This is a genomic window from Paenibacillus sp. Z3-2, assembly GCF_054161325.1.
In genome coordinates, this window is the sequence record NZ_CP096397.1 from 3095363 (window position 1) to 3118363 (window position 23001).

Annotated in this window: 18 protein-coding genes and 1 pseudogene; 18 read left to right on the plus strand and 1 reads right to left on the minus strand. The window is 44.9% G+C overall.

Annotated features, from left to right (window positions below):
* Positions 1–59: 59 nt before the first annotated feature.
* Entirely contained in the window at positions 60–2543 is a 2484-nt protein-coding gene (locus M1D71_RS13905) for a family 43 glycosylhydrolase (protein ID WP_458126946.1), read from the minus strand.
* A gap of 330 nt (positions 2544–2873) precedes the next feature.
* On the opposite strand from M1D71_RS13905, the gene M1D71_RS13910 reads away from it, so the two are divergent.
* The 18 genes and pseudogenes from M1D71_RS13910 to M1D71_RS13995 all read left to right on the plus strand — a co-directional run bounded on the left by M1D71_RS13910 (position 2874) and on the right by M1D71_RS13995 (position 22993).
* The gene (locus tag M1D71_RS13910; RefSeq protein WP_458126947.1) at positions 2874–3833 is read left to right on the plus strand and encodes an ArsR/SmtB family transcription factor; all 960 of its coding nucleotides are present in this window, start codon (positions 2874–2876) and stop codon (positions 3831–3833) included.
* A gap of 53 nt (positions 3834–3886) precedes the next feature.
* A pseudogene (locus tag M1D71_RS13915) lies at positions 3887–4434 on the plus strand (family 43 glycosylhydrolase); the annotation flags it as partial.
* Between the two features lie 201 nt (positions 4435–4635).
* On the plus strand, positions 4636–5577 hold the full coding sequence (locus tag M1D71_RS13920; RefSeq protein ID WP_458126948.1) for an ArsR/SmtB family transcription factor: 942 nt from the start codon (positions 4636–4638) through the stop codon (positions 5575–5577).
* 187 nt (positions 5578–5764) lie between these two features.
* A complete protein-coding gene (locus M1D71_RS13925; protein ID WP_458126949.1) occupies positions 5765–7057 on the plus strand; it encodes an ABC transporter substrate-binding protein in 1293 nt (430 codons plus the stop codon).
* Positions 7058–7135: 78 nt separating this feature from the next.
* Positions 7136–8026, plus strand: a complete 891-nt coding sequence (locus M1D71_RS13930; RefSeq protein WP_458126950.1) for a carbohydrate ABC transporter permease — start codon at positions 7136–7138, stop codon at positions 8024–8026.
* Positions 8026–8832 (plus strand): carbohydrate ABC transporter permease, encoded by an 807-nt coding sequence (locus tag M1D71_RS13935; protein ID WP_413408796.1) that lies wholly within the window; start codon positions 8026–8028, stop codon positions 8830–8832. The genes M1D71_RS13930 and M1D71_RS13935 overlap by 1 nt, the downstream gene beginning before the upstream one ends.
* A gap of 86 nt (positions 8833–8918) precedes the next feature.
* Entirely contained in the window at positions 8919–10685 is a 1767-nt protein-coding gene (locus tag M1D71_RS13940) for a glycoside hydrolase family 2 protein (protein ID WP_458126951.1), read from the plus strand.
* A 299-nt stretch (positions 10686–10984) separates the two neighbouring features.
* Positions 10985–11137 (plus strand): hypothetical protein, encoded by a 153-nt coding sequence (locus M1D71_RS13945; protein WP_458127244.1) that lies wholly within the window; start codon positions 10985–10987, stop codon positions 11135–11137.
* Positions 11113–11472, plus strand: a complete 360-nt coding sequence (locus tag M1D71_RS13950; protein WP_458126952.1) for a hypothetical protein — start codon at positions 11113–11115, stop codon at positions 11470–11472. The genes M1D71_RS13945 and M1D71_RS13950 overlap by 25 nt, the downstream gene beginning before the upstream one ends.
* A gap of 138 nt (positions 11473–11610) precedes the next feature.
* Positions 11611–12117, plus strand: a complete 507-nt coding sequence (locus M1D71_RS13955; protein ID WP_458126953.1) for a GNAT family N-acetyltransferase — start codon at positions 11611–11613, stop codon at positions 12115–12117.
* A 243-nt stretch (positions 12118–12360) separates the two neighbouring features.
* Entirely contained in the window at positions 12361–13116 is a 756-nt protein-coding gene (locus M1D71_RS13960; protein WP_458126954.1) for a response regulator transcription factor, read from the plus strand.
* A complete protein-coding gene (locus tag M1D71_RS13965; RefSeq protein WP_458126955.1) occupies positions 13085–14734 on the plus strand; it encodes a histidine kinase in 1650 nt (549 codons plus the stop codon). The genes M1D71_RS13960 and M1D71_RS13965 overlap by 32 nt, the downstream gene beginning before the upstream one ends.
* A gap of 212 nt (positions 14735–14946) precedes the next feature.
* Positions 14947–16584, plus strand: coding sequence for an extracellular solute-binding protein (locus tag M1D71_RS13970; RefSeq protein ID WP_458126956.1), 1638 nt, complete (start codon positions 14947–14949; stop codon positions 16582–16584).
* Positions 16585–16700: 116 nt separating this feature from the next.
* A complete protein-coding gene (locus M1D71_RS13975) occupies positions 16701–17651 on the plus strand; it encodes an ABC transporter permease (protein WP_458126957.1) in 951 nt (316 codons plus the stop codon).
* Positions 17652–17661: 10 nt separating this feature from the next.
* The gene (locus tag M1D71_RS13980; RefSeq protein ID WP_458126958.1) at positions 17662–18549 is read left to right on the plus strand and encodes a carbohydrate ABC transporter permease; all 888 of its coding nucleotides are present in this window, start codon (positions 17662–17664) and stop codon (positions 18547–18549) included.
* Between the two features lie 28 nt (positions 18550–18577).
* Complete coding sequence (locus M1D71_RS13985; RefSeq protein ID WP_458126959.1) at positions 18578–19714, plus strand: glycoside hydrolase family 76 protein; 1137 nt, start codon at positions 18578–18580, stop codon at positions 19712–19714.
* A gap of 535 nt (positions 19715–20249) precedes the next feature.
* Positions 20250–20564, plus strand: coding sequence for an ArsR/SmtB family transcription factor (locus M1D71_RS13990; protein ID WP_458126960.1), 315 nt, complete (start codon positions 20250–20252; stop codon positions 20562–20564).
* The gene (locus tag M1D71_RS13995; RefSeq protein ID WP_458126961.1) at positions 20561–22993 is read left to right on the plus strand and encodes an FAD-dependent oxidoreductase; all 2433 of its coding nucleotides are present in this window, start codon (positions 20561–20563) and stop codon (positions 22991–22993) included. The genes M1D71_RS13990 and M1D71_RS13995 overlap by 4 nt, the downstream gene beginning before the upstream one ends.
* Positions 22994–23001 lie beyond the last annotated feature (8 nt).

A 23001-nucleotide genomic window follows, 5' to 3' on the forward strand; every position in this document is an offset into this window, starting at 1 on the left:
AAAGTAAAAAGAAGTGATCCGACATAACTACTGCCGGACCACTTCTTTTTATTAACTAATTATGGTGTTATACGGAAATTATCGAACCGTGTGTGATTGTTCATGGTTCGCAGGCCAACTTTGCCGTGCGTGAACGGATTCATGCTATTGTCCTTGTACGTAATCTTTGGTGTGTTCATATCACCAACATACACTGTAATTGTCGTGCCGGATGTCACTACCTTCATTTGCTGCCAGGTACCTGAAGCTATTGAAAGGGGGACTGAAGCGAGCGTCTCGTAGCCGTAGTTCATTTTGCCCAGGTAGACACCATCTGGCTTAATGAATGCATAGTATGCTTGTACATAATCCGGATTGTTCGCAAGTACTTTACCATTGGAAGGGTTGTTAACCCGAACCAGTATTCCAGCATCCCCACTAATATCAATTAGTTTAATGTCCGACTCAACCGTATAGTCAGCCCAAGACTCTTTGCCTATCGTGGTCTTTCCGAAAGTGTTGCCTGCAGAATCGAGCTCACCACCAGTAGTAACTGACCAGTTTCCCTCGAATCGTGTCCAGCCATTATCATTGCCATCATTAAAATCATCTGACATGCCTGTCACTGCCTCACCGCGCGTAAATGTCAAATCGCTGAAATCGAATTCTCCTTTCACAAACTCAAACCGTAATTTATGATTGCCAGCAGTCAAATACAATCCTTTCTTGCTGGCCGTTGTCCAGTTCTCCCAATCACCTGAATTAGATGCACTTACGATGCCTGTCAGATCGGTTGCCCCGTCCCATACCCGGAAGCTTGCATCGTTGAACGTCGTGGCTAGTCGAACATCCAAATCATAGTATCCGGTCTCGGCTACATTGACACGGTATTTAAGCCATTCGCCAGTCTGATTCCATCCAACAACATTCTTGCCTTCAGCCGCGGAGCTGCGAATATCAACTGCGTCCTTCCGATAGGTACCTCCAATATTAGCTGCTGTAAGATCATGATAGGCAGTTCCTTCACTTCCATCCATATAATGAACGGCCTCAATTTTGCCAGGCAAGGGTTTATACGTGTTCCAAGCACTGCTACCGTTCACTTTATTACTGAATGCCGTATAGCCAAAATCAGCGTGTGCATCCGTAGTCGTGTAACCGATCTTACCACCGTTGAGTCCATCAATGGTTCGAGTCTGCTTCTTCATTCCGTCCACATAAACAGTGAAGGAGGTACCAGCCTTTTCTACGCGGATCTGATGCCACTTGGAATAGTCGTAACCTGCTGGAAGCGATGCATATTGCCAGCCCTGGCTCACGCCTTCTACAACGTAATTCGTCTCCAAACGATTTTTATTGCGATTCAATACCGCTACGCCATAAGAATTCTCATTGATATAGGAGAAGACAGCACCATATACAGGGTTTTCAGTGGTACCTTGTTTCAACTGTTTTAAGTTAAACTCGGCCGTATAATCGCTGGCGCTTTTGACTGCTGTGACCTGACGGTACGTTGATGCTGAACCTATGGTATCCTGCCACATGAGCTCTTGGTTGTAAATCCCCCATGTGCCGCCACCAACATTCGTCCAACTGTTGCCGATCGATGTTCTGTTAAAGCGTTCCTCAAAATCCGGTAATTCCGGATTTGGTTGTGATGCTGTTGTGGGTCCCTGCACGAGAAGCTTGTCTCCATTCCAAACGATCCGATCCATATTCATCTTACGTCCAGGGTAGGTTATATTCCCATCAGAAGCATGACTATGATAAACGATATAATCTGAATCAAGGTCTGGCCCTTTGATGATTGAATTGTGACCAAGTCCGACATTGGAGCCTTCGGTATTAATAAGGATTGGATTCATGTTCGCCTCCGGTTTGAATCCAACCGTTGGACTGCTGGCCGTTGCATAATCGACACGGTAGGCAGTGCTCCAAACGTGGTTTCCAGTGTAGGTCATGTAGTATTTCCCGTCTCGTTTAAAAGTGGTTGAACCTTCAGTCCATCCAGCCATGGATAATCCGGTTGCGACTGGGGGACCAAATGTAGTTGGGCTTGTCATCGGACGCGCAGCAATTGTATTTTCCCCGGTGGAGTAGAAGTACCATTTGCCGTCATCGTCGATGAAGACATTGCCGTCAATGCCCATACCCAAGTTGCTTGTTTGAAGTGTGAATGGGCCAGTGGGGCTGGGGCTGGAAAGTACGTAGTGACCACCGCCTCCTGGGGAGGTATACATGTAGAATTGGCCGTTCAAATATACAACCTCAGGGGCATACGCCGCCTTGGTCACTGCCTCCGTCGAACATAAACCGCGATATGTCCAGTCAACCAGATTTGGGGATGACCATACTTTCACACCTATCGAGTCATCTACTGTGCTGACATACAGGTAGTAGGTCCCGTTGAACTTCAAGATGTACGGGTCACCCTCACCATAAAAATCACTATTCGACCAATGCCAAGAGTTTGATAAATTAAACGGATTATTGTACGCATAAATATTGGTGGGCATCAGAAAGCATAAGGCTGCACTTAAAAACAGGATTCTCCATTTTTTCATATTGCAACTCCTTTATTTTTAAATGGCTTTTAAAAAATACATTTCAAAATAGAGAGAAGCACACCTCCTGAATTCAAAATATGAACGATTTCTATAGTGGAGTATAACAAAGGGGCGCACGGATTCTTATAACCAATTAGATATAATTTAAAGATCTTTATGCGTGAGGCCAAGCCTACAAGGTGGTTGTGATTGCCTGCGTGAGCTGAAATGCTGCTTAACAAACATTGGCTGGTTTTTTTTGTGGGCTGATAAACGGTTTAATTGTGTTTGTGCTGGTTATTCAGTAGAATTATCTTTAATTTCTATCGTCCAAAGGAGAGCAAATACGTGCTGGAACTCAGCTTTAACGACCCGGAAAAACTGGTAACTATAACCCATGCCCTGTCGACTCGTTCCCGGATTGACATTCTCCAGCTTTTAAATGTCAACAAATTAAACATTATCGAAATTGCCGAAGCGCTGGACCTGCCAGTGTCAACGGTAGCTAATCATATTAAAGTGCTGGAGGCGGCCAATTTAATACATACGGAAATGCTTCCGGCTTCCCGCGGGGCAATGAAGGTATGCACCCGCAATTATGATGACATTCACATCGTATTGGATCGGATTACATCATTTTCCAAACGCGATACAAATATCTATGAAGTTCAGATGCCGATAGGGCATTACAGTGACTGTGAGGTTTCGCCAACATGTGGTATGGCGAGCTCGGAGGACATGATTCTGAAGGAAGACGACCCGGCCAGCTTTTATCACCCCAAGCATATTGATGCTCAGATTATCTGGCTGGCAAAGGGATACCTAGAATATTTGCTTCCGATGGATATTCCACAAGGCGCAACGATTGAAGTTTTGGAATTGTCGATGGAAATCTGTTCTGAAGTAGCAACCTATAATAATGATTGGCCCTCGGATATTTCCGTATGGGTTAATGGCATTGAGATCGGGATGTGGACAAGTCCCGGAGATTTGGGCGACCGCCGTGGTAAATTGAATCCGGCATGGTGGTCTGATGGTTCTACACAATACGGCATTCTCAAAAAATGGCGTGTGGACGACAACAAGACCATGCTGGACAAGGAGAAAATTTCTGATGTGTCCCTGTCAGATCTTCACCTCGGGGATAAACCCAAGTTAAGATTACGCATTGGAATTCATCCGGATGCTAAGCATCAAGGAGGCATCAACCTGTTTGGCAATGAGTTCGGGGATCATGAACAGAACATTATTATGCAGGTAAGGTATACGATGAATGCGGGTGATAAGGATGCGCCATATGCCCAATAACGGTACCTCGTTTATCGTGAGTATCGAGCGTTTTAAACCTATCTGGTTTCATCTGGAGCAAGCGTAGTCAGCCCATCTTCCAATCCGGAAACGGCCTATATGGTCCGGGCCATCATTCCTTTACCAAATCTCCTGATGGAACCGAAGAATGGATCATGTACCATACAGCGAAGTTCAACAATTCCGGTTGGAATCGGGAGATCCGGTTGCAAAAATTCACATGGAAGGCTGATAATACTCCGAATTTGGGGGCACCGGTGAATCCCAATGCTCCAATTGCCTTGCCTTCGGGGGCATGAAAGCAGGACATATCGATACAGTCGACAGCTATGTAGAATTTAATGCGAATGCAGCCTCCGCTGGCCAATATATTTTGCTGGCAAGAACGGCAAATGGTACGGCTGGTGGCAACTGGTCCAATCTATTGCTGAGTGTGAATGGAGACACAGCGAGTCCTTTTCATATCACTAACAAAGGGTGGGAGAACTGGGGACTGTCTACTGCCCGAGTACAGCTGAATGCCGGTGTGAACAAAATTCGTTTTTCCAAGGGTGAAGGTTATGGAGAACTGGACTTTTTTGATATTAAACCTGTGAACTAGATGTTTATATAATACGATCAGAACCCTGTCAGGCCCTCGTGGACCTTGGCGGGGTTTTGTCGTTATGGAATTGAACCTTCCGAATTCATGCAATAAGTCTATTTAATACAAAATAAATAATTTAATACAGTAATATTGACTCTTTTGGGGTATACCAGTAAGATTATTGTAATATACTCATAAAATGAGGTGGGAATTCTAATGCTTGAGCTTAGTTTTGATGATCCGGACAAGCTTGTGATAGTGACTCATGCCTTATCCACACGCTCCCGAGTTGATATTCTTCGCCTTCTGATTTCGAAGAATCTGAATATCGTAGAAATCGCTGAAGCCCTCAAACTTCCAGTGTCTACCGTAGCAAGCAACATCAAGGTACTGGAAGCAGCACGGTTAATTAATACAGAACTGCTGCCCGCCTCTCGCGGAGCTATGAAGGTATGCAGCCGTAATTATGATGACATTCACATTGCGTTGAATACGGAGAAGGCCCTACCCAAAGGGGATGTACAGGTTTATGAGGTAGATATGCCTATTGGTCATTATAGTGATTGCGAAGTATCTCCTACTTGCGGCATGGCGAGTGCCGATGGGATGATTATAAGAGAAGACGAGCCTGCCAGCTTTTTTCACCCCAAACATATTGGAGCCCAAATTATGTGGTTCCGCAAGGGTTATGTAGAATATTTAATGCCACTTGAGATCCCGACTGGGGCTCGGATTGAATCGCTTGAACTGTCCATGGAAATCTGCTCCGAAGCGCCTAACTACGACCACAACTGGCCATCGGATATCTCCGTTTGGATTAATGGTGTAGATATTGGCACGTGGACGTGTCCCGGAGATTTTGGAGACAGAAGAGGCAAACTGAATCCTGCCTGGTGGTACGAGTGGTCTACTCAGTATGGATTGTTGAAGACATGGCGAGTGGACAGGGAAAAGACAACTTTGGACATGGAGAAAATTTCCTCTGTAACGTTGAATCAGCTTAATCTGCAGGACACCCATAAGTTGAGAATGCGTGTAGGCATTAAACCGGATGCTGTTTATCAAGGGGGAATTAACCTCTTTGGACGGCAATTTGGAGATTATGATCAGAATATTAAAATGACACTGAATTATGTAATGGATCAGGGAGTTTGGTAAAAAGAAGCTTTAGTTGCGGACATACTGTAACTAAAGCTTCTTTTTAATTGACAATTACATAAAAATAATTTGAAAGCGTTGACATTAGATAATTCCATCGATATAATCCCCGTATAGATACAATATTAGTGTAATAAATTGATTATATCGTTTGTATCTATAAATCAAGAACAAAGGGGATACTCGCATGAAAAGAAGAATGGGCTTGTTGGCACTCACAATACTTTTATTACTATCAATGGTTCTAAGCGCATGTAATGGAAGCGATAGCGGTGCTGGTGAAGGGGATTCCGGTGATGGAAAAGTGACATTGTCTTTCTGGACGCTATTCGATGGTGGAGACGGTGCGAACATGCAGACATTGGTTGACGAATTCAATAAATCCCATCCTGACATTGTAGTGAAAAATACCAAACTGGCATGGGGTGAGTATTATACTAAACTCATTACTGCTGTTGGTAATGGCAATGGACCTGACATCGGTATTTCCCACTCCTCCAGGCTGCCCGATCTGATCGATCAAGGCGTTGTAACTGAGCTCGACACACCCGCTACAGATGCAGATGTGGACTGGAATTCTTACAACCAAAATCTTTTGGATGCGGTTACAGTGGACGGCCAGCATTATGCAGTGCCCATTGATACACATGCTTTTATCATGTTCTACAACAAAAAGTTACTTAAAGAAGCAGGTCTGCTCGGCAAAGATGGAAAACCGGTGTTGGAGCAATCGGCTGATGGTTTTGTAAGTTTCCTTAAGACACTAAAAGAAAAGTTGCCGGCTAAGGCTACTCCGTTTGCACTGTCTAATAACAATGATGATCCTTTCCGTCTATGGTGGTCGTTGTATACGCAGTTGGGTGGCAATGATGTAGTATCGGATGATCTGAAATCCGCGGCTATTGATAAAGAAAAAGGGATCCAGGCAGCCGATTACATCCAGAAGTTATATACCGAAGGTTATATCAAGAAAAATGATCCGGATTTCTATAAAAATTTCCAAAGTGGAACTGCCGCAATTACGATGACGGGTGTCTGGACAACAGGAACCTGGGAATCCACCAAAGATTTTGAATTTGGTGCTATGCCGATTCCCAAATTTTATAATCAGGAAGCAACATGGGGAGACTCCCACACGATTGTTCTGCCTTTGACTCAGGATGAAGACGAAACCAAACGTAAAGCGGCCATGATATTCGCCGATTGGGTTGCAGACAATGGCCAAGTATGGGCCAAAGCTGGCCATATTCCTTCCAAACCATCCGTTCTAGAAAAACAGGAATTTAAGGATATGCCTTATCGCAGCGATTACTCCGAGGTGGCAAGTGTCGTTAAATTCAGCAAACAATCAACCAAAACTGCCCAAATCCGTGAAGAAGTCGCCTTTAAATTTTTGAATGAAGTATGGGTCAACAAAATGACACCGTCTGATGCCATGAACAACATGGAGGCAGGCATTCAGAAAATACTGAGTGAATAGAAGGAAGACGGGACACGCAAGCTTGCGCATGGGTAAGCATTATCGCGGGCTTGCGTGTCAATCAAAGGGGAGACGGGTATGAAGTTCAAAAAAATGAGGGCGGAGATGCAGGCACTTGTATTTCTACTTCCATTCCTAATTGTCTATGTATTGTTTACGATCTGGCCGATGATCAAAGGCATTGAAATGACCTTTTACAAATGGACACTAATTAAAAAAATGGAATTTGTCGGCCTGGATAACTTCCGCAAGGTACTTCAGGACAGGGAAGTTTGGGAAGCGATATGGCACTCGACCTTCTTTGTTTTTCTAAGTACTCCGACCATGATTGTACTCTCCATTGTGCTGGCACTGATTGCGAATCGAAAATCGGTTTTGCAAAAGTTCTACCGGATTATCTTTTTTATCCCAAGTGTACTCTCGGTTGCTGTCGCAGCTTACCTAGGGTTGTTCGTATTCCAGCCTTATACGGGTTTCGTCAATTCCGTATTGCACCTCATTGGGCTGCTACCCCAAAACAGCGAAATTTTTTGGCTGACCGAAACGAGCCTGGCCTGGATCGCCATTACAGTCATTACCTTGTGGTGGACGGTAGGTTTTAATTTCATTCTGTATCTCTCGGCAATGCAGGAAATCCCGGATGAGATTTATGAAGCTGCACGTTTGGATGGCGCAAGTGATACTCAGATTTTCTGGAGAATAACGCTTCCTTATTTAGCTCCACTGACCAAAACCATAACGATGCTGCAAATCATCGCTTCATACAAAGTATTTATGCAGATATATGTTATTACGGGCGGAGGGCCGTTGGATCAGACTCGTCCAATTATTCAGTTGATCTATCAAACCGGATTTAAGAATAATAACCTCAGTTATGCCGCGACGATGTCCTATATATTATTCGTCATTCTACTGGTGTTATCGGTGCTGCAATACTGGATTAACAACCGGAAGGGAGCGGATAGCTGATGAAGTGGCTGTTTCGTACGGGTTCTGCATTGATGGCTGTAATGTTTGCGGCTCCGCTGGTGTGGATGCTTGTCGTCTCGATTAAGGAAGAAGGCATGAAGATCATCACAGTCCTGGACTGGTTCAAACCTCCCTATTCTTTAGCCGTTTACGAAGAGATTCTAACGACGACCAAATTGTCTCAGTGGATTGCCAATAGTTTGTTCGTGGCAGTGGTTGTAACGGTGCTCACTGTCATTTTTGCAGCAATGGCGGGGTTTGCGCTGTCAAAGGTACCGTTTCGCTACCGTACCATTGTTTTCTTTTTCATCCTTGGAGGGCTGTTGATACCAGGGGAAGCTACCATTATTCCACTCTATCAGGTGGCGAAAGATCTTCATTTGCTGAATTCATACAGCGGACTTATTATTCCGGCTCTTGCTTCGCCCGTAGCTGTCATCGTACTCAAAAGTTTTTTTGACGGTGTTCCCAATGATCTGTTGGAGAGTGTACAGATTGACGGTGGTGGTTTCTGGAGGATATTCACCAGCATTATGTTACCGCTCACCCGTCCGGCAATGGCCTCCATGGCCATTCTGACGTTTATTGGTTCCTGGAACAATTTCCTGTGGCCGTTCCTGTCCATAACTGATGATAATTTATTTACACTACCGATGGGCATTCCTACGCTGATGGGTCAATACTCCGAGGATTATGTAAAACCCATGGTCATCAATGCAGTGGCGTCAGTTCCTATTATTATTCTGTTTATCATTTTCGAAAAGCAGATCGTCAAGGGAATCAGCATGTCCGGAATTAAGGGATAATGTGAGCAAGTACGAATTTCATAAAAACAAAGCAGCTATTGCAGGCCAGCGAGCCCAATGTAGCTCAAAGAGATGGGAGAAACGATATGACGACTAAATTTTACAGTAAAGATTACCCAAGACCACAATTTGTACGTAAGGACTGGCTGGATTTGAATGGAGAATGGGACTTTAGTTTTGATGACAATCAGGTGGGCGAAAGCGAGCATTGGTATGATCAAGCTCAATTTCCGGAAGGACTCCAAATTAAAGTTCCCTTTACCTATGAAACACAGGCGAGCGGAATCGGGATTGAGACGTTTCATCCGCTAGTTTGGTACCGCAAGCAAGTCGTCATCCCTCAAGAGGTCAAAGGGAAGAGAACCATTTTGAATTTTCAGGGTGTAGATTATCGCGCCAAATGCTGGGTGAACGGAACGGTTGCGGGTGAACATGAGGGGGGATATGCGGCATTTTCCTTCGACATTACACCTTATATCACTTACGGTCCGGAGAACAATATTGTTCTTGAAGTAGAAGACAGTCAGAGCGCGATGCAGCCACGGGGGAAACAACGCTGGGTAGATGAAAATTTTGAATGCTTTTATGTGCAAAGCACCGGCATATGGAAAAGTGTTTGGCTGGAGCATGTAAGTGAAGCACGGGTTGAAATGGTTAAGATGACACCGGATATCGATCGTCATATGATTCGTTTGGACTTTCAATTAAATGGAATAGAAGGCAAAAACAACTTGCGTTTGGAAACAAGGATTGAGCTGAAGGGTCAGCATGTGCAAACCATCAGTCTGTCTCCAGATCGACCTTGGATGACCGTGGAAGCCAGTGTCAAACATGAAGCGGGTGGGCCATGGAAACAGTCGTTGTGGTCTCCGGCTTCACCGAACCTATACGATATCGAGTTTGTGATGTACGAAGATGAGAAGGAAATCGATCGGGTGCATTCCTATTTCGGCATGCGAAAAATATCCATTGAAAATGGGCAGATTCTGCTAAATAATTCTCCATTGTACCAAAGACTGATTCTGGATCAGGGCTATTGGACGGAGAGCCATTTGACCCCGCCTTCAGTGGAAGCACTGATTGAGGATATCGATAAAATTGCCGAGATGGGATATAACGGAATCCGTAAACACATGAAATTGGAAGACCCACGCTTTTTATATTGGTGTGATGTAAAAGGCATGCTGGTCTGGTCGGAAATGGCGGCGACCTTTGAGTTCAATGATGAGGCTGTTACCCGTTTCACCAAAGAATGGCTGGAAATTGTACCACAGCAATACAATCATCCCAGCATCATTACCTGGGTTCCGTTTAATGAATCGTGGGGAATACCTACGATAGCCCACGAGGTGAGACAGCAGCAGTTTACGCAATCCATCTATCATCTGACCAAGGCCATCGATCCCTATCGCCCGGTTATAACCAACGACGGATGGGAGCATACGGTATCGGATATTTTGACACTCCATGATTATGTGGAGTCAGGAGAAGCTTTTTCGGAACGGTATCAGGATAAGGACATCATCGTAAATAACAAAACCGCTTCCAATCGATGGAAGTTTGCTTTTGCCGAAGGTTACCACTATAAAGGGCAACCCATTATCATCAGTGAATTCGGCGGGATTGCTTTCCAATCGGATAAAGGCTGGGGTTATGGCAATCAGGTGGACTCAGTTGAAGCCTTTATCGAACGGTTTCGTTCCATCACCGAAGCGATCAAAGCTGTTCCCTATATTTCGGGATATTGTTACACACAGGTCACGGACGTGCAGCAGGAGATTAATGGTCTGTTGACGGAAGATCGTCAGCCGAAAGTACCGCTGGAAGTCATCCGCAAAATCAATCTGGCATGAAGCCTCAAGCATACATTACAGAGTCATGGGGAACAGGAGTGTAGATCACAATGTTACGAGAAGATTATCCACGACCGCAATTTGTGCGACAAAACTGGATGAGTCTGAATGGGTAATGGGAATTCGAATTTGATGACGATCATCGTGGACGTTCAGAAAAATGGAGCGAAGGTACCCAAACGTTCAGTCGTCGCATTTAGGTTCCGTTTGCCTTTCAAAGTCAGCTTAGCGGTATTGAAGATCCGGATTTCCACGACAACGTCTGGTATAAACGCACATTTGAAATTCCGGATGGGTTTATAGGCAAACGTCTGCTGTTGCATTTCGGAGCCGTGGACTATGAAGCTTCTGTCTGGGTCAATGGACAGCTTGCGGTTCTCGGCATGAAGGGGGACACACCCCTATTCATGCCGAGATTACAGACGTTTTGCAAGAGGGAACCAATGTATTAACGGTGCAAGCGCTGGATTACAGCAAGGATGTGACGTTACCCCGCGGAAAGCAATTCTGGCAGGAACAATCCGCACAAATATTTTACACTCGTACGACTGGCATATGGCAATCGGTATGGTTGGAGGCTGTGGACCCAATCCACTTGCAGAAAGTGCGCATGACCCCGGATGTTGACCGGAACCAAATAAATGTTACTTCTTATGTTCATGGGACACTGGATGCGCGGGATGTCAGACTTCGTGTACAGATTTCCTACCAGGGGGAGGAGCTAACTGCGGATGAGTACCGGATCAGTGCCAAGAAAGAGAGTCGCACCATTGGACTTCCCAGGTAACCTTCTCCACTAAAAATACGCCGTATCTCATTCCGAGATATGGCGTTTTATTTGTTACCACTGGTCGGAATATTTGATAATATGTAGAGAGCCTGAATCAATACGAGAGAGAGAGATCTAGGAGGTAGACAATAGTCCATGAATCTTATATTTCCGCTAGTTAGCACATCAGAAGAGGTCGCAGGACTGTCCCGATTGGCCTCAGTAATTTGGCAAGAATATTATGTGTCCATCATTACTCTTGAGCAAATTGATTACATGATCCAAAAATACCAATCCGAATCAGCCATTACTGAACAGATTTATCAACAGGGATATGAATATTATTTCATCCAACGTGATGACTCTCCTGTCGGATATATGTCTGTTAAACAAGAGGAGGGTAAGCTGTTCCTAAGTAAATTTTATATTGGGAAGGAACACAGGGGACAGGGCTACGCCAGCCAAGCGCTCGCTTTTCTGGAGCAATTATGTATAGAACAAAGTATGAACCTGATCTGGTTGACTGTAAATCGTCATAACGAATCAAGTATTGCTGTGTATGAGAAAAAAGGATTTCAGACGGTTCGAGAACAAGTTGCTGATATTGGCAATGGATTTGTGATGGACGATTTTGTGATGGAAAAAGAAATCATCGTTTCTTAAACAAAAGAGACAATTTGCGCATACTAACATAATGTCAGATGTCGAAACACATGCATCGTCACGCTGAAGAAGTCGCTTAACTGGCGGCTTTTTTGGTTTGAAAACAATGATTTTGGAATGATTATGATAAATGAAAGCCCTTTCTTTATTCTATGATATACTACGTTGTAACCGGCATACCATAAATAACGAAGATTTCCCTAATCTCTATATCCTCTTACTTTCACTCGTAAAGGAGATGTCATGATGTTTAATGTTCTTGTTGTTGACGATGAGTGTGTTCAAAGAGAAGGAATTAAGAACTTGATTGCTCATTATGGCTTTCCTTTTCACATCATGGAAGCGGAGAACGGAAAGACCGCGGAACGGATTCTGGTTCAAAATGCAATTGATATCCTGATCACTGACGTCAAGATGCCACTCATGGACGGACTGGAACTTAGCAAGCAAGCACGCAAAACGCAGCAGAACCTGGATATTGTCATTTGCAGCGGATATGATGAATTTGAATATGCCCGCAGTGCCATTCGACTGGGTGTCGTGAATTATTTGCTTAAACCACTGGAAAAGGAAGAGTTTTTGCAGGTCATGGTGGATATCACAAAACTGAGCCCGAACGGCGGGCAGTCTGAACCTGAATCCATGGAAATGAAGGTTATTCTGCAGGTTAAGGACTACGTGAAGGATAATCATCAGAAAGATATTTCATTGTCTGAAGCGGCTCATGATGTGTATCTGTCACCAGGATATTTAAGCATTTTGTTTAAAAAAGAAACCGGGGAGAACTTCTCGAAATATTTGACGGATTACCGGCTGAACCGCGCAAGTCATTTGCTGGTTCACTCGAATATGAAAATCAATGATATTGCGGTGGCTGTCGGCATCGACAACCCTTCCTACTTTGCCAAGCTGTTCAAAAACAAGTTCGGCATCAGTCCGTTACAGTTCAGAGAGTGCGGGGTGCTTCATGATCGGGTGGATCAAGAGCAGATTCAATGATATCCGATTCCGTAACAAGCTGTTGCTTTCGCATCTGGTCATTGCGCTAATTCCGATTCTTCTGCTTGGACTGCTCTCCTTCATTCAATCCTATCGTATTCAGATGAAAGAGCTGCGAAGTGAAGCGGAAGCAAGCCTGGAGCAGGTGGCGAGCATCATGGATTACAAAATCAACCGGTACAATACGCTGAGCGAGTTTATGGTACTTAATCGAGACTTCTCGCAAATATTTACCAAAGATTACGATGATAATTATTATAATATGTACCTGGATCTTCGTGACATTATGGAACCATTGATCTCAAACATCAAAATGATGGACGATAATATTGAAGGGATTACCTTCTATACTTCCGGAGAGCTTCTCGGTATTCGCAATAATATATTGCCAATCGGGGAGTTCAGGAGCAAAGCGTGGTACGACGGTTTCCGAGGCAGACGCTGGGTTGTGGATGGAGAGAAGCTCTATCTGGTTCAGCAGTTGATCAGTAATCCGAAAGACAGCAATTTTATGGTGATTTCCATTCAGCATGACAGCATCTTTGGAGATCTGGATAATCTGTCTGAGCATGTGTCCGTTCATATCGAAGACTCGGATCGGCATGTCATTTTTCAGGAAAAAAGAAAGCGGAATGCTGCAGCCGAATTGGAGAAAAGGGAGCCCAGCGATCTGAGCCTAAACCGATCACTTGCCAGCAATGGTTGGACGATCCACTATGATCTGCTGAATACCAATGCGTACGCGAATGCGATGGGCATTTTTCAAATTACGCTGTTTGTCATTTTCCTCAGTTTGATCGTTACTTTTCTGTTCATCTATATTATCTCCAACAACTATACGCGCCGAATTCTTCGTCTGAAATACAAGGTTGACAAGGTGGAACGGAACAATCTGGATGTGATCATTCAGAGTTCATCCCGGGATGAATTCGGTGAGCTGACGAACGGCATCGGTAAGATGCTGAGAAGAATCAATAGTCTGATCTCACAGGTATATCATGCCGAGATCGCCAAGAAGGAAAGTGAATATAACAGGCTGATCAGCCAGATTAATCCCCATTTTCTGTACAATACACTCTCATTTATCCGGTGGAGGGCCGAGAATAAGGCAGATATTGAAACAAGTTATATGGTATCGGCATTAGCCCGTTTCTACAGAACGACATTGAACCAGGGGAGATATATGACCACGATAGAGGCTGAAACCCAGCATATTAAGGCATATCTGGATCTGCAGCTCATTATGAACGATGGTCTGTTTGACGTGGATTACGATATTGATGAAGAGTTGCTGCAAGCTGAAGTGATTCATTTTGTTTTACAACCCATTGTGGAAAATGCCATTAAACACGGTTTTGTAGAGCCGGATGCGACGGATTACTGCATTCAGATTACGATCAGCCGGGTGAGTGAAGGTATAAAATTAGCTGTAATGGATAACGGCGCAGGCATGACGCCTGAACAGATCGCGCGGTTGCTAACCAGTGAAAATGGGGGATGCGGCGTGAGGAACGTAAATGACCGAATCAAGCTGTATTATGGACAGGATTATGGACTCGCCATTCGAAGTAAGCCGGCGCACGGAACAGAAGTGTCTATGGTGATCCCGAAGTCTTAAACTTAAGGAGTTATACAAAAATAAACGCAAGAAATGAAGGCGGTTGCTGCGGCAGCCGCTTATTTTGTTTCCCACACAAGTAATTACACGGTGGGAGAAAAATGGAGGTCATGAAAAAAGTGATACATATCCGAAAAAAATTGCATATACGCCAAAATTGAAAACGCATACAATTTGGTTATTCAAGCAAATCAAATGAAGGGGATGACGGGATGAACAAACGCGGTAAGATCGCTTCACTGCTGCTGGCCTGTATGGTGCTGGTTGTACTCAGCGGTTGCAGTGGGGGCAACAGTGAGAACACACATCCCCAAATATCAGAGCAAGACTACGAACCTTACGGCAAATACGAGGCCCCAGTGGAATTCACAATTGGTCGCAATACCAATCACGTGAATAACTTGCCTTCAGGGGATACCATTGAGGACAATTTGGCCACGAGATATGTAGAGGAGCGAGTGAACGTCAAGGCCAAGGTAGCTTGGGAAACAGAAGACATGGATCAGAAGCTTTCTTTATCCATGACCACGGGTGACCTGCCGGATGTGATGCTGGTCAGCCGCGAAATATTTAACCAGCTGGTAGATAATGATCTGATCGCCGATATGACAGAGGTTTACGAGAAGACTGCATCCGAAGGTGTGAAGAACATCTATGGCTCCTATGGGGATTTGCTGCTGGATCAGGTAAAGGTGGACGGAAAAATCATGGGACTTCCGATGACGAACATCGGAAACCAGCACCAATTACTATGGGTCCGGAAAGACTGGGTAGATAAGGTGGGCGCGAAGCTGCCGGAATCCGCCCAGGACGTGTGGAATCTCGCCAGAATGTTTGTGGAAAAGGACGTATCGGGCACAGGCAAGACGGTGGGCATGGTGATGGATTCCAATGCGATGAACTTTACCCCGATATTTGCTGCGCATGGTGCCTTTCCGATGAACTGGATCGAGAAAGATGGTCAAGTAGTTTACGGCTCAGTTCAGCCGGAAATGAAGCAAGCGCTGGCAGAAGTCAGTGCCATGTATAAGGAAGGTTTGATTGATAAACAATTTGCTGTCCGGTCGAGTGAAGAGAAAGAGGCACTCGTTATTAACGGACAGGCGGGAATGGTTTTTAATCCATGGTGGATCGGCTATACGAACTACAAAGACTCCATCAAACAAGATCCGGATGCAGTCTGGGTTGCCGTATCGGCACCACTGGATGAGAACGGCAAGTTCAGAACCATTCGGCAGGATCCTGTAGGGGGAGGGATCGTCGTGGTGAACAAGAACTTTGCCCACCCGGAAGCGATCATGAAATCAGTTAACCTCACGACGGATTTCCTTTATTCCTTAACTGAGGATGCGATTAATTACAAGAAGGAACATCCCGATGAGATGCTGACCGATGCAAGCCGCTGGAACAACGATCCGACACAAATTCCGATGCAAGTTGATTATGATGATGTGTTGAAGCGTTATTACGAAGATTTAATGAAAGCCGATGAGACCGGAGATGCTTCCAAAGTTCAGGAAGACCGGGTCGTTTCATTCAAGGCTTATCAGGAATTCAAGGAGAAAGGAAATGCCATAGATGTAAACACATACGGCGAATACCTCTCACGGATTGAAGGACAACGTGAAGCAAATAGCCCCAATCTGGAAGTGACTCCTGCCGGTTTTTACGGAACAACGGAGACCATGAAGCTGAAGTGGGCGAACCTGCAGAAGCTCGAGGAAGAAACGATCCTCAAGATCATTATGGGCCAAGCTCCGGTAGACGAATTTGATACGTTTGTCGACAGATGGAAACGCACTGGTGGAGATGAGATTACGGAAGAAGTCAAAGAGATGAGCAAAAGGTGAAAATAAATGGAGTGAAGTACGAGCGCAATGTTGCGGAGGCCTGGTACCAGACTTCCGCAAGCGCTTTTACCGATAAGACCTGCCTATAGACGTGCAGGATGGAGGTGGAACGGACAATGGCGCAAGTGGAAACGACGATACATCCGCAAAGGGAAGTGCGCTACCCAGGCAAAAAGAAACGTAAGAGTTTTGACGAGATAACCTACCATTTTATGCTGCTGCCCGGCATGGTCATGCTATTCATTTTTTCCATTGTGCCTATGTTTGGTGTAATCATGGCCTTTCAGAAGTTCATTCCTGCCAAAGGCATATTCGGCTCCAAATGGGCAGGACTTAGCAATTTCACCTATATGTTTCAACTGCCGGACGCGAAGCAGATTTTTATCAATACATTGGTCATTGCGGTTGGGAAAATTGTGCTTGGATTGATTGTCCCGATTGTATTCGCCCTTCTGCTTAATGAGGTGCGGCTGAAGGTATTCAAGAGTTCGATTCAAACCATTGTTTATTTGCCGCACTTTATGTCCTGGGTTGTTCTGGGTACGATGCTCACGATGATTTTCTCCTTTGACGGGATGATTAACAATTTCCTTGAAATCCTCGGTCTGGAGCGGATTATGTTTCTGGCGAGCAATGACTGGTTCAGGCCGCTGCTTATTGTGACGGATACCTGGAAGGAATTTGGTTATGGAACCATCGTTTATCTGGCTGCATTAACGGCAATTAACCCTGCCTTATATGAATCTGCTGCAATGGATGGGGCGAATCGTTGGAAACAGACGCTAAACATTACGCTGCCAGGCATGTTCCCGACCATCATCCTTCTGGGTACGCTAAGTCTTGGCAATGTGTTGAATGCAGGATTTGATCAGGTATTCAACCTGTACAATCCGCTCGTATATGAAACAGGTGATATTATTGATACCTTTGTGTACCGCATGGGTTTGATCAATATGCAGTATTCATTCGCGACGGCCATAGGTTTGATGAAATCGGTTATCAGCTTTGTTTTGATTGTCGTTTCGTACAGACTGGCATCAAAATATGCGGGGTACAGAATTTTCTAGGAGGGTTAGCATGATTCAATCAAAAACGCTGGGTTCCAGGCTATCCCGCCTGTTGATTATGTTTACTTTGATCCTGATTACATTCATGTCCCTGGCCCCGATTGTGAATACGATCATGGTTTCCGTCAGCAGCAGTACGGCTGTGAATGCCGGCAGAGTCTACTTTTTTCCGGTGGAGTTGAACTTCTCATCCTACGTACAGATTTTGAAAGATACGAAGTTTTGGAATGCTTTTCTGATATCCGTGGAACGGGTGCTGCTGGGGGGCGCCATTAATATGGTTCTGACCATTCTTATGGCCTATCCGCTGTCACGCAGTGTCAGACAGTTCAGATCCAGGAACACCTACATGTGGATTATCGTATTTACGATGCTGTTCAGCGGGGGGATTGTTCCCTGGTACATGGTGATTAGCAAGCTCGGATTGATCAACAGCATATGGGCGCTCGTACTGCCAGGTGCCGTTCCTGTCTTCAATGTGATTCTTCTGATGAATTTCTTCAAAGGAATTCCGAAGGAACTTGAAGAAGCCGCATTTATTGACGGCGCAGGACCAATGAAAATTTTGCTCAAAATCTTCATCCCGATCTCGATGCCTAGTCTGGCGACTATTATGCTATTTGTCATCGTCGGGCACTGGAATAACTTCTTTGACGGAATCATTCTAATCAACGACAGCTCCAAAATACCGCTTCAGACCTATCTGCAGCAGCTCAGTCTTACGCGAGATCAGATGCAGAATCTCTCCGTTGAACAGCTGCAGCAGTATAATAAAATTTCTAACACCACATTGAATTCTGCCAAAATACTGGTCTCCATGATCCCGATTCTGCTGATTTACCCTTTTCTACAGCGTTATTTAATCCACGGAATTGTTCTCGGTGCAGTGAAAGAATAATCTCATGACGAAGAAGGGATGGATTAGGATGAGAAAAAAGAAAATTGTAAGTCTGACGGTTGTACTCAGTATCATTTTGGTAACCACTATGGGTGCCAGCGGTGGAGGCAAGAATCACTATTCCCAACAAGCACAGTGGGCACAGGAGAAGCTGCATGAGTACTACTGGAACGATGAAGAAAAAATGATGAATAACGCTTATCCATCGACACCGGAAGGGGAACAAGCCCTGAATTATTGGTGGAAAGCTCATGCGGTTGATGCACTAGTAGACGGATATGAACGTACAGGAGACGAAGCGTATACGGAACGTGCGGAAGACTTGGTTCGCAGTATTATTGAACACAATGGTTCACTTCATAATGAGTTCTACGATGATATGGAATGGCTTGCACTTGCTGCTCTTCGGCTCTATGATGCGACAGGCAGTGAAGAGATGAAAGGATACGTGCTGGATCTCTGGAAGGACATTAAAACGGCCTGGTGGGAGGATGATCTGGGCGGTATGGCATGGAAGAAGGATCAGCGGTATAACCGGAATGCATGCTCCAGCGGACCAGCTTCCATCCTGGCAGCAAGGTTATATGAACGCTTTGGTGATACACAGGATCTGGAATGGGCACAAAAGATATACGAATGGGAGAAACAATATCTTGTTAATCCAGAAACGGGACTTGTAGCGGATGGTTTGGTGCTGCGTGAGGATGGCACGCTTGATGTTAATGAAGCTTGGATCTTCACATACAACCAAGGCACATTCATTGGAGCTGGTGTGGAACTCTACCGGATTACAGGAGATCAGGTGTATTTGCAAGATGCAGAGAAGACAGCTGCAGGATCTCTGAAGACTTTGACGAATGAAAAGACGGGGATCTTCAAAGAGGACGGGGATGGAGATGGTGCTTTGTTTAAAGGCATATTAATCCGTTACCTGGCGGAGTTATATGACATTGGGCATAACAAGAGTCTGAAGAAAGCGATTGATCGCAATGCAGATGCGTTACTAAAAGGCAGTCGGAAAGACGGATTATTCGGTCAGGCGTGGGGTCAACCAGCCCAGAATCCACTCCACCTGACTGCACAGCTTAGCGGTGTATTTCTGTTGGAAGCAGCTGCAAAACTGGAGGCAGGCAAACATTCCAAGCCAGAAAAACCAAGGAAATAAGAACACTTAGGTTGCATGGTTTGGACGGTTCTGATTTCTTATTGAAACGGATGGCTGATGGTACAACATTTGTCATTACGGGAGATATTCCTGCCATGTACTGAGTGCTTACTAGAAAACTAGAGACGTAGCAGTTATAAACTGCTATGTCTTTTTTTATGGGGTGAAGGTTATGAAGGATTACGGTCATGAATACGCGTAATCTGGATCATCCCACAAGTTGCGAAGCAGTTACTACGCCGCTTTATTACAAAATATCAGCCTACCGTGAGAGAGATTTTGGATCGTCCGGAGGTTGTCGGATCGGCCCATTGGGTATCAGTTGGCGGCTGCGGTTAAAGATAAGGAGTCTTCAAAGGTATGGAACTCACTGGAATCCGTAAAATACAACCATGTGTTTATCTTTGATAATTCTCTGAATAGCGCAATTATTCTGGCTGTCCGATTGGCTTCAGATTATTTCTTGAAATTGAGGGTTTGACATTAATATCGTTACATCGTATTATTACGATATAACAATTTAGGAGGAATACTTTTGAACACTCCCGCTTTCGATATCAATACTCTCAAACAGTTCGATGAACCAGCCAATCTGCTGAAAGCTTTAGCTCATCCGATCCGTTTATGCATTGTGCGTGGACTGATGTTAAAAAAGAAATGTAATGTTTCATACATGCAAGAATGTCTGGACCTGCCCCAATCAACCGTATCTCAGCACTTGCAGAAGCTTCGCAGTGCAGGTGTTGTCGCTACTGAGCGGAATGGTCTCGAAGTGAATTATGTTCTTGCCGATCAACGGATTGAACAGATTATTATTACTTTGTTTGGAAAGGAAGAATGTGAATCATGAGTAAAAAAGTACTGATTGTTGGAGGTGTAGCTGGTGGTGCATCTGCCGCTGCACGTCTGCGCCGTCTGGATGAACATGCCGAAATTATAATTTTTGAGAAAGGCCCCTATATATCATTTGCCAATTGCGGCTTACCTTACTACATTGGTGGCTCCATTGAAAATCGAGAGCGTCTGCTGGTACAGACTCCAAAAGGGATGGCGGATCGTTTTCATATAGATGTGCGCACAAGAAGCGAGGTCGTTGCAATTGATCCGCAGAAACGTTCCGTTCGGATAAACAGTCAGGAGCGGGGGCAATATGACGAAAGCTACGACGAATTAATTTTGTCTCCCGGTGCCAAACCGATCATTCCTGATTTGCCGGGTATAGATCATTCACTCATCTACACCGTTCGGAACATTCCTGATATTGATCGGATCAAAGCACAAATAAATTCATCTAACAACCAGTCAGTAATTGTTATAGGCGGTGGATTTATTGGTGTTGAAATGGCAGAAAACTTAAAGGAAGCCGGATTGGACGTGACGTTAATCGAGGGTAATGGACAGCTACTCACCCCATTTGATCCTGAATTGGCAGCATCTTTGGCACAGGAAATGGAGCAGAATGGTGTAAAGTTGCTATTCTCCAAGCGTGTTCAGGCATTTCATTCTCTAGAGAAGGGCATTGGAGTAAAGCTTGCTGATGATCATGTTCTGACAGCGGACCTGGTTATTCTTGCGATCGGGGTAACGCCGGATACATCTTTCCTGCATGACAGCGGTATTGCCCTGGGTACACGTGGACATATCATTGTTAATGAAGCTCTGGAAAGCAGTGTGCCACACATCTATGCTGTTGGTGATGCCATCGAAGTAACTGAAACCATTCACGGTACGAAGACAGCTATTCCGCTTGCTGGACCAGCCAACAAACAAGGAAGAATTGTTGCTGACCGAATTGCCGGATTAAATTCCACTTATAAAGGAACACAAGGGACATCCATTATTAAAGTTTTTGGAATGACAGGTGCTACGACAGGCAGTAATGAAAAAACACTGCAGCGTCTCGGCGTGGAATATCGCTCTGTAATTGTGCATCCTGCCTCACATGCATCGTATTATCCCGGTTCCACCGCGATTACTCTGAAACTGCTGTTTACTCCGGAAGGTATAATTTTAGGAGCACAGGCCGTTGGATATGACGGAGTGGATAAGCGGATTGATGACATTGCAGTAGCCATTCATTTTGGAGGCCACATCGGAGATTTGGCAGAGCTTGAACTGAGTTACGCACCACCTTATTCATCTGCAAAAGATCCGGTAAATATGGCCGGCTATGCAGCAGAGAACATCCTGGCTGGTCGAGTTGAGACATTCACCTATGATCAGCTGTCCGAACGTGAGCCGGAGCAGTCAATCCTGCTGGATGTTCGCAGTGAGTTGGAGCATCACAATGGGAATATTCCGGGTTCTATCCATATCTCAGTGGATGAACTTCGCAACCGGTTAAATGAACTAGATATCTCCAAAGACATTTGGGTATACTGTCAGGTTGGTCTGCGTGGTTACACGGCTTCACAAATTTTGCGACAGCATGGCTTCAGCGTTAAAAACTTGAGTGGGGGTTACAAAACATATCGTCAAGCCCAGTTTAAGCCTGCACCCATTTCTTCTATCAATCATGGTCCGGTCCAATCGACTTCTGAACAGCCACAACGCATCGATCATGAGTTGAACGTATGCGGTTTAAGTTGTCCGGGCCCATTAATACAAGTGAAGCAAAAGATGGATCAACTGTCCGATGGAGAGAACTTGAGGGTAAAAGCTTCCGATCCGGGATTCTACGAAGATGTGAAAGCATGGGCAACCATGTCTGGTTCGACGCTCTTACAGCTGGAACGCTCCAAAAGCGGTACGATTGAGGCTGTTATGACCAAGAATGCTGCACAATCTGTTATGGATTCTCCTAACATCGATCCTGCAAGCACAATGGTGGTCTTCAGCGGCGATCTGGATAAAGCCATTGCGTCTCTAATTATTGCGAATGGGGCAGCAGCCAGCGGACGTAAAGTGACCATGTTTTTCACATTTTGGGGATTGAATGTGATTCGGAAACATCAGACACAATCTATATCCAAAAATATGATCGGCCGGATGTTTGATATCATGTTACCACGCGGTAGCCAAAAACTTGGCATGTCCAAAATGAACATGCTTGGTGTTGGTCCAAAGATTATTCGTGGTCTGATGAAAAATAATAATGTTCCTTCATTGGAAGAATTGCTACAGTCCGTTATCGCACAAGGGGCTGAGCTGGTAGCCTGCCAGATGTCCATGGATTTAATGGGCATTCAGCGGGAAGAGTTAATAGACGAAGTTACCATTGGTGGGGTAGGTTACTATCTGGGACAAGCATCCCAAGCGAATCATAATCTATTTATCTAAATTCGATT

Coding starts and splice junctions, on each gene's coding strand:
- M1D71_RS13905 (WP_458126946.1), bottom strand. CDS start 2,543: ATGAAAAAATGGAGAATCCTGTTTTTAAGTGCAGCCTTATGCTTTCTG.
- M1D71_RS13920 (WP_458126948.1), top strand. CDS start 4,636: ATGCTTGAGCTTAGTTTTGATGATCCGGACAAGCTTGTGATAGTGACT.
- M1D71_RS13925 (WP_458126949.1), top strand. CDS start 5,765: ATGAAAAGAAGAATGGGCTTGTTGGCACTCACAATACTTTTATTACTA.
- M1D71_RS13930 (WP_458126950.1), top strand. CDS start 7,136: ATGAAGTTCAAAAAAATGAGGGCGGAGATGCAGGCACTTGTATTTCTA.
- M1D71_RS13935 (WP_413408796.1), top strand. CDS start 8,026: ATGAAGTGGCTGTTTCGTACGGGTTCTGCATTGATGGCTGTAATGTTT.
- M1D71_RS13940 (WP_458126951.1), top strand. CDS start 8,919: ATGACGACTAAATTTTACAGTAAAGATTACCCAAGACCACAATTTGTA.
- M1D71_RS13955 (WP_458126953.1), top strand. CDS start 11,611: ATGAATCTTATATTTCCGCTAGTTAGCACATCAGAAGAGGTCGCAGGA.
- M1D71_RS13960 (WP_458126954.1), top strand. CDS start 12,361: ATGATGTTTAATGTTCTTGTTGTTGACGATGAGTGTGTTCAAAGAGAA.
- M1D71_RS13965 (WP_458126955.1), top strand. CDS start 13,085: ATGATCGGGTGGATCAAGAGCAGATTCAATGATATCCGATTCCGTAAC.
- M1D71_RS13970 (WP_458126956.1), top strand. CDS start 14,947: ATGAACAAACGCGGTAAGATCGCTTCACTGCTGCTGGCCTGTATGGTG.
- M1D71_RS13975 (WP_458126957.1), top strand. CDS start 16,701: ATGGCGCAAGTGGAAACGACGATACATCCGCAAAGGGAAGTGCGCTAC.
- M1D71_RS13980 (WP_458126958.1), top strand. CDS start 17,662: ATGATTCAATCAAAAACGCTGGGTTCCAGGCTATCCCGCCTGTTGATT.
- M1D71_RS13985 (WP_458126959.1), top strand. CDS start 18,578: ATGAGAAAAAAGAAAATTGTAAGTCTGACGGTTGTACTCAGTATCATT.
- M1D71_RS13995 (WP_458126961.1), top strand. CDS start 20,561: ATGAGTAAAAAAGTACTGATTGTTGGAGGTGTAGCTGGTGGTGCATCT.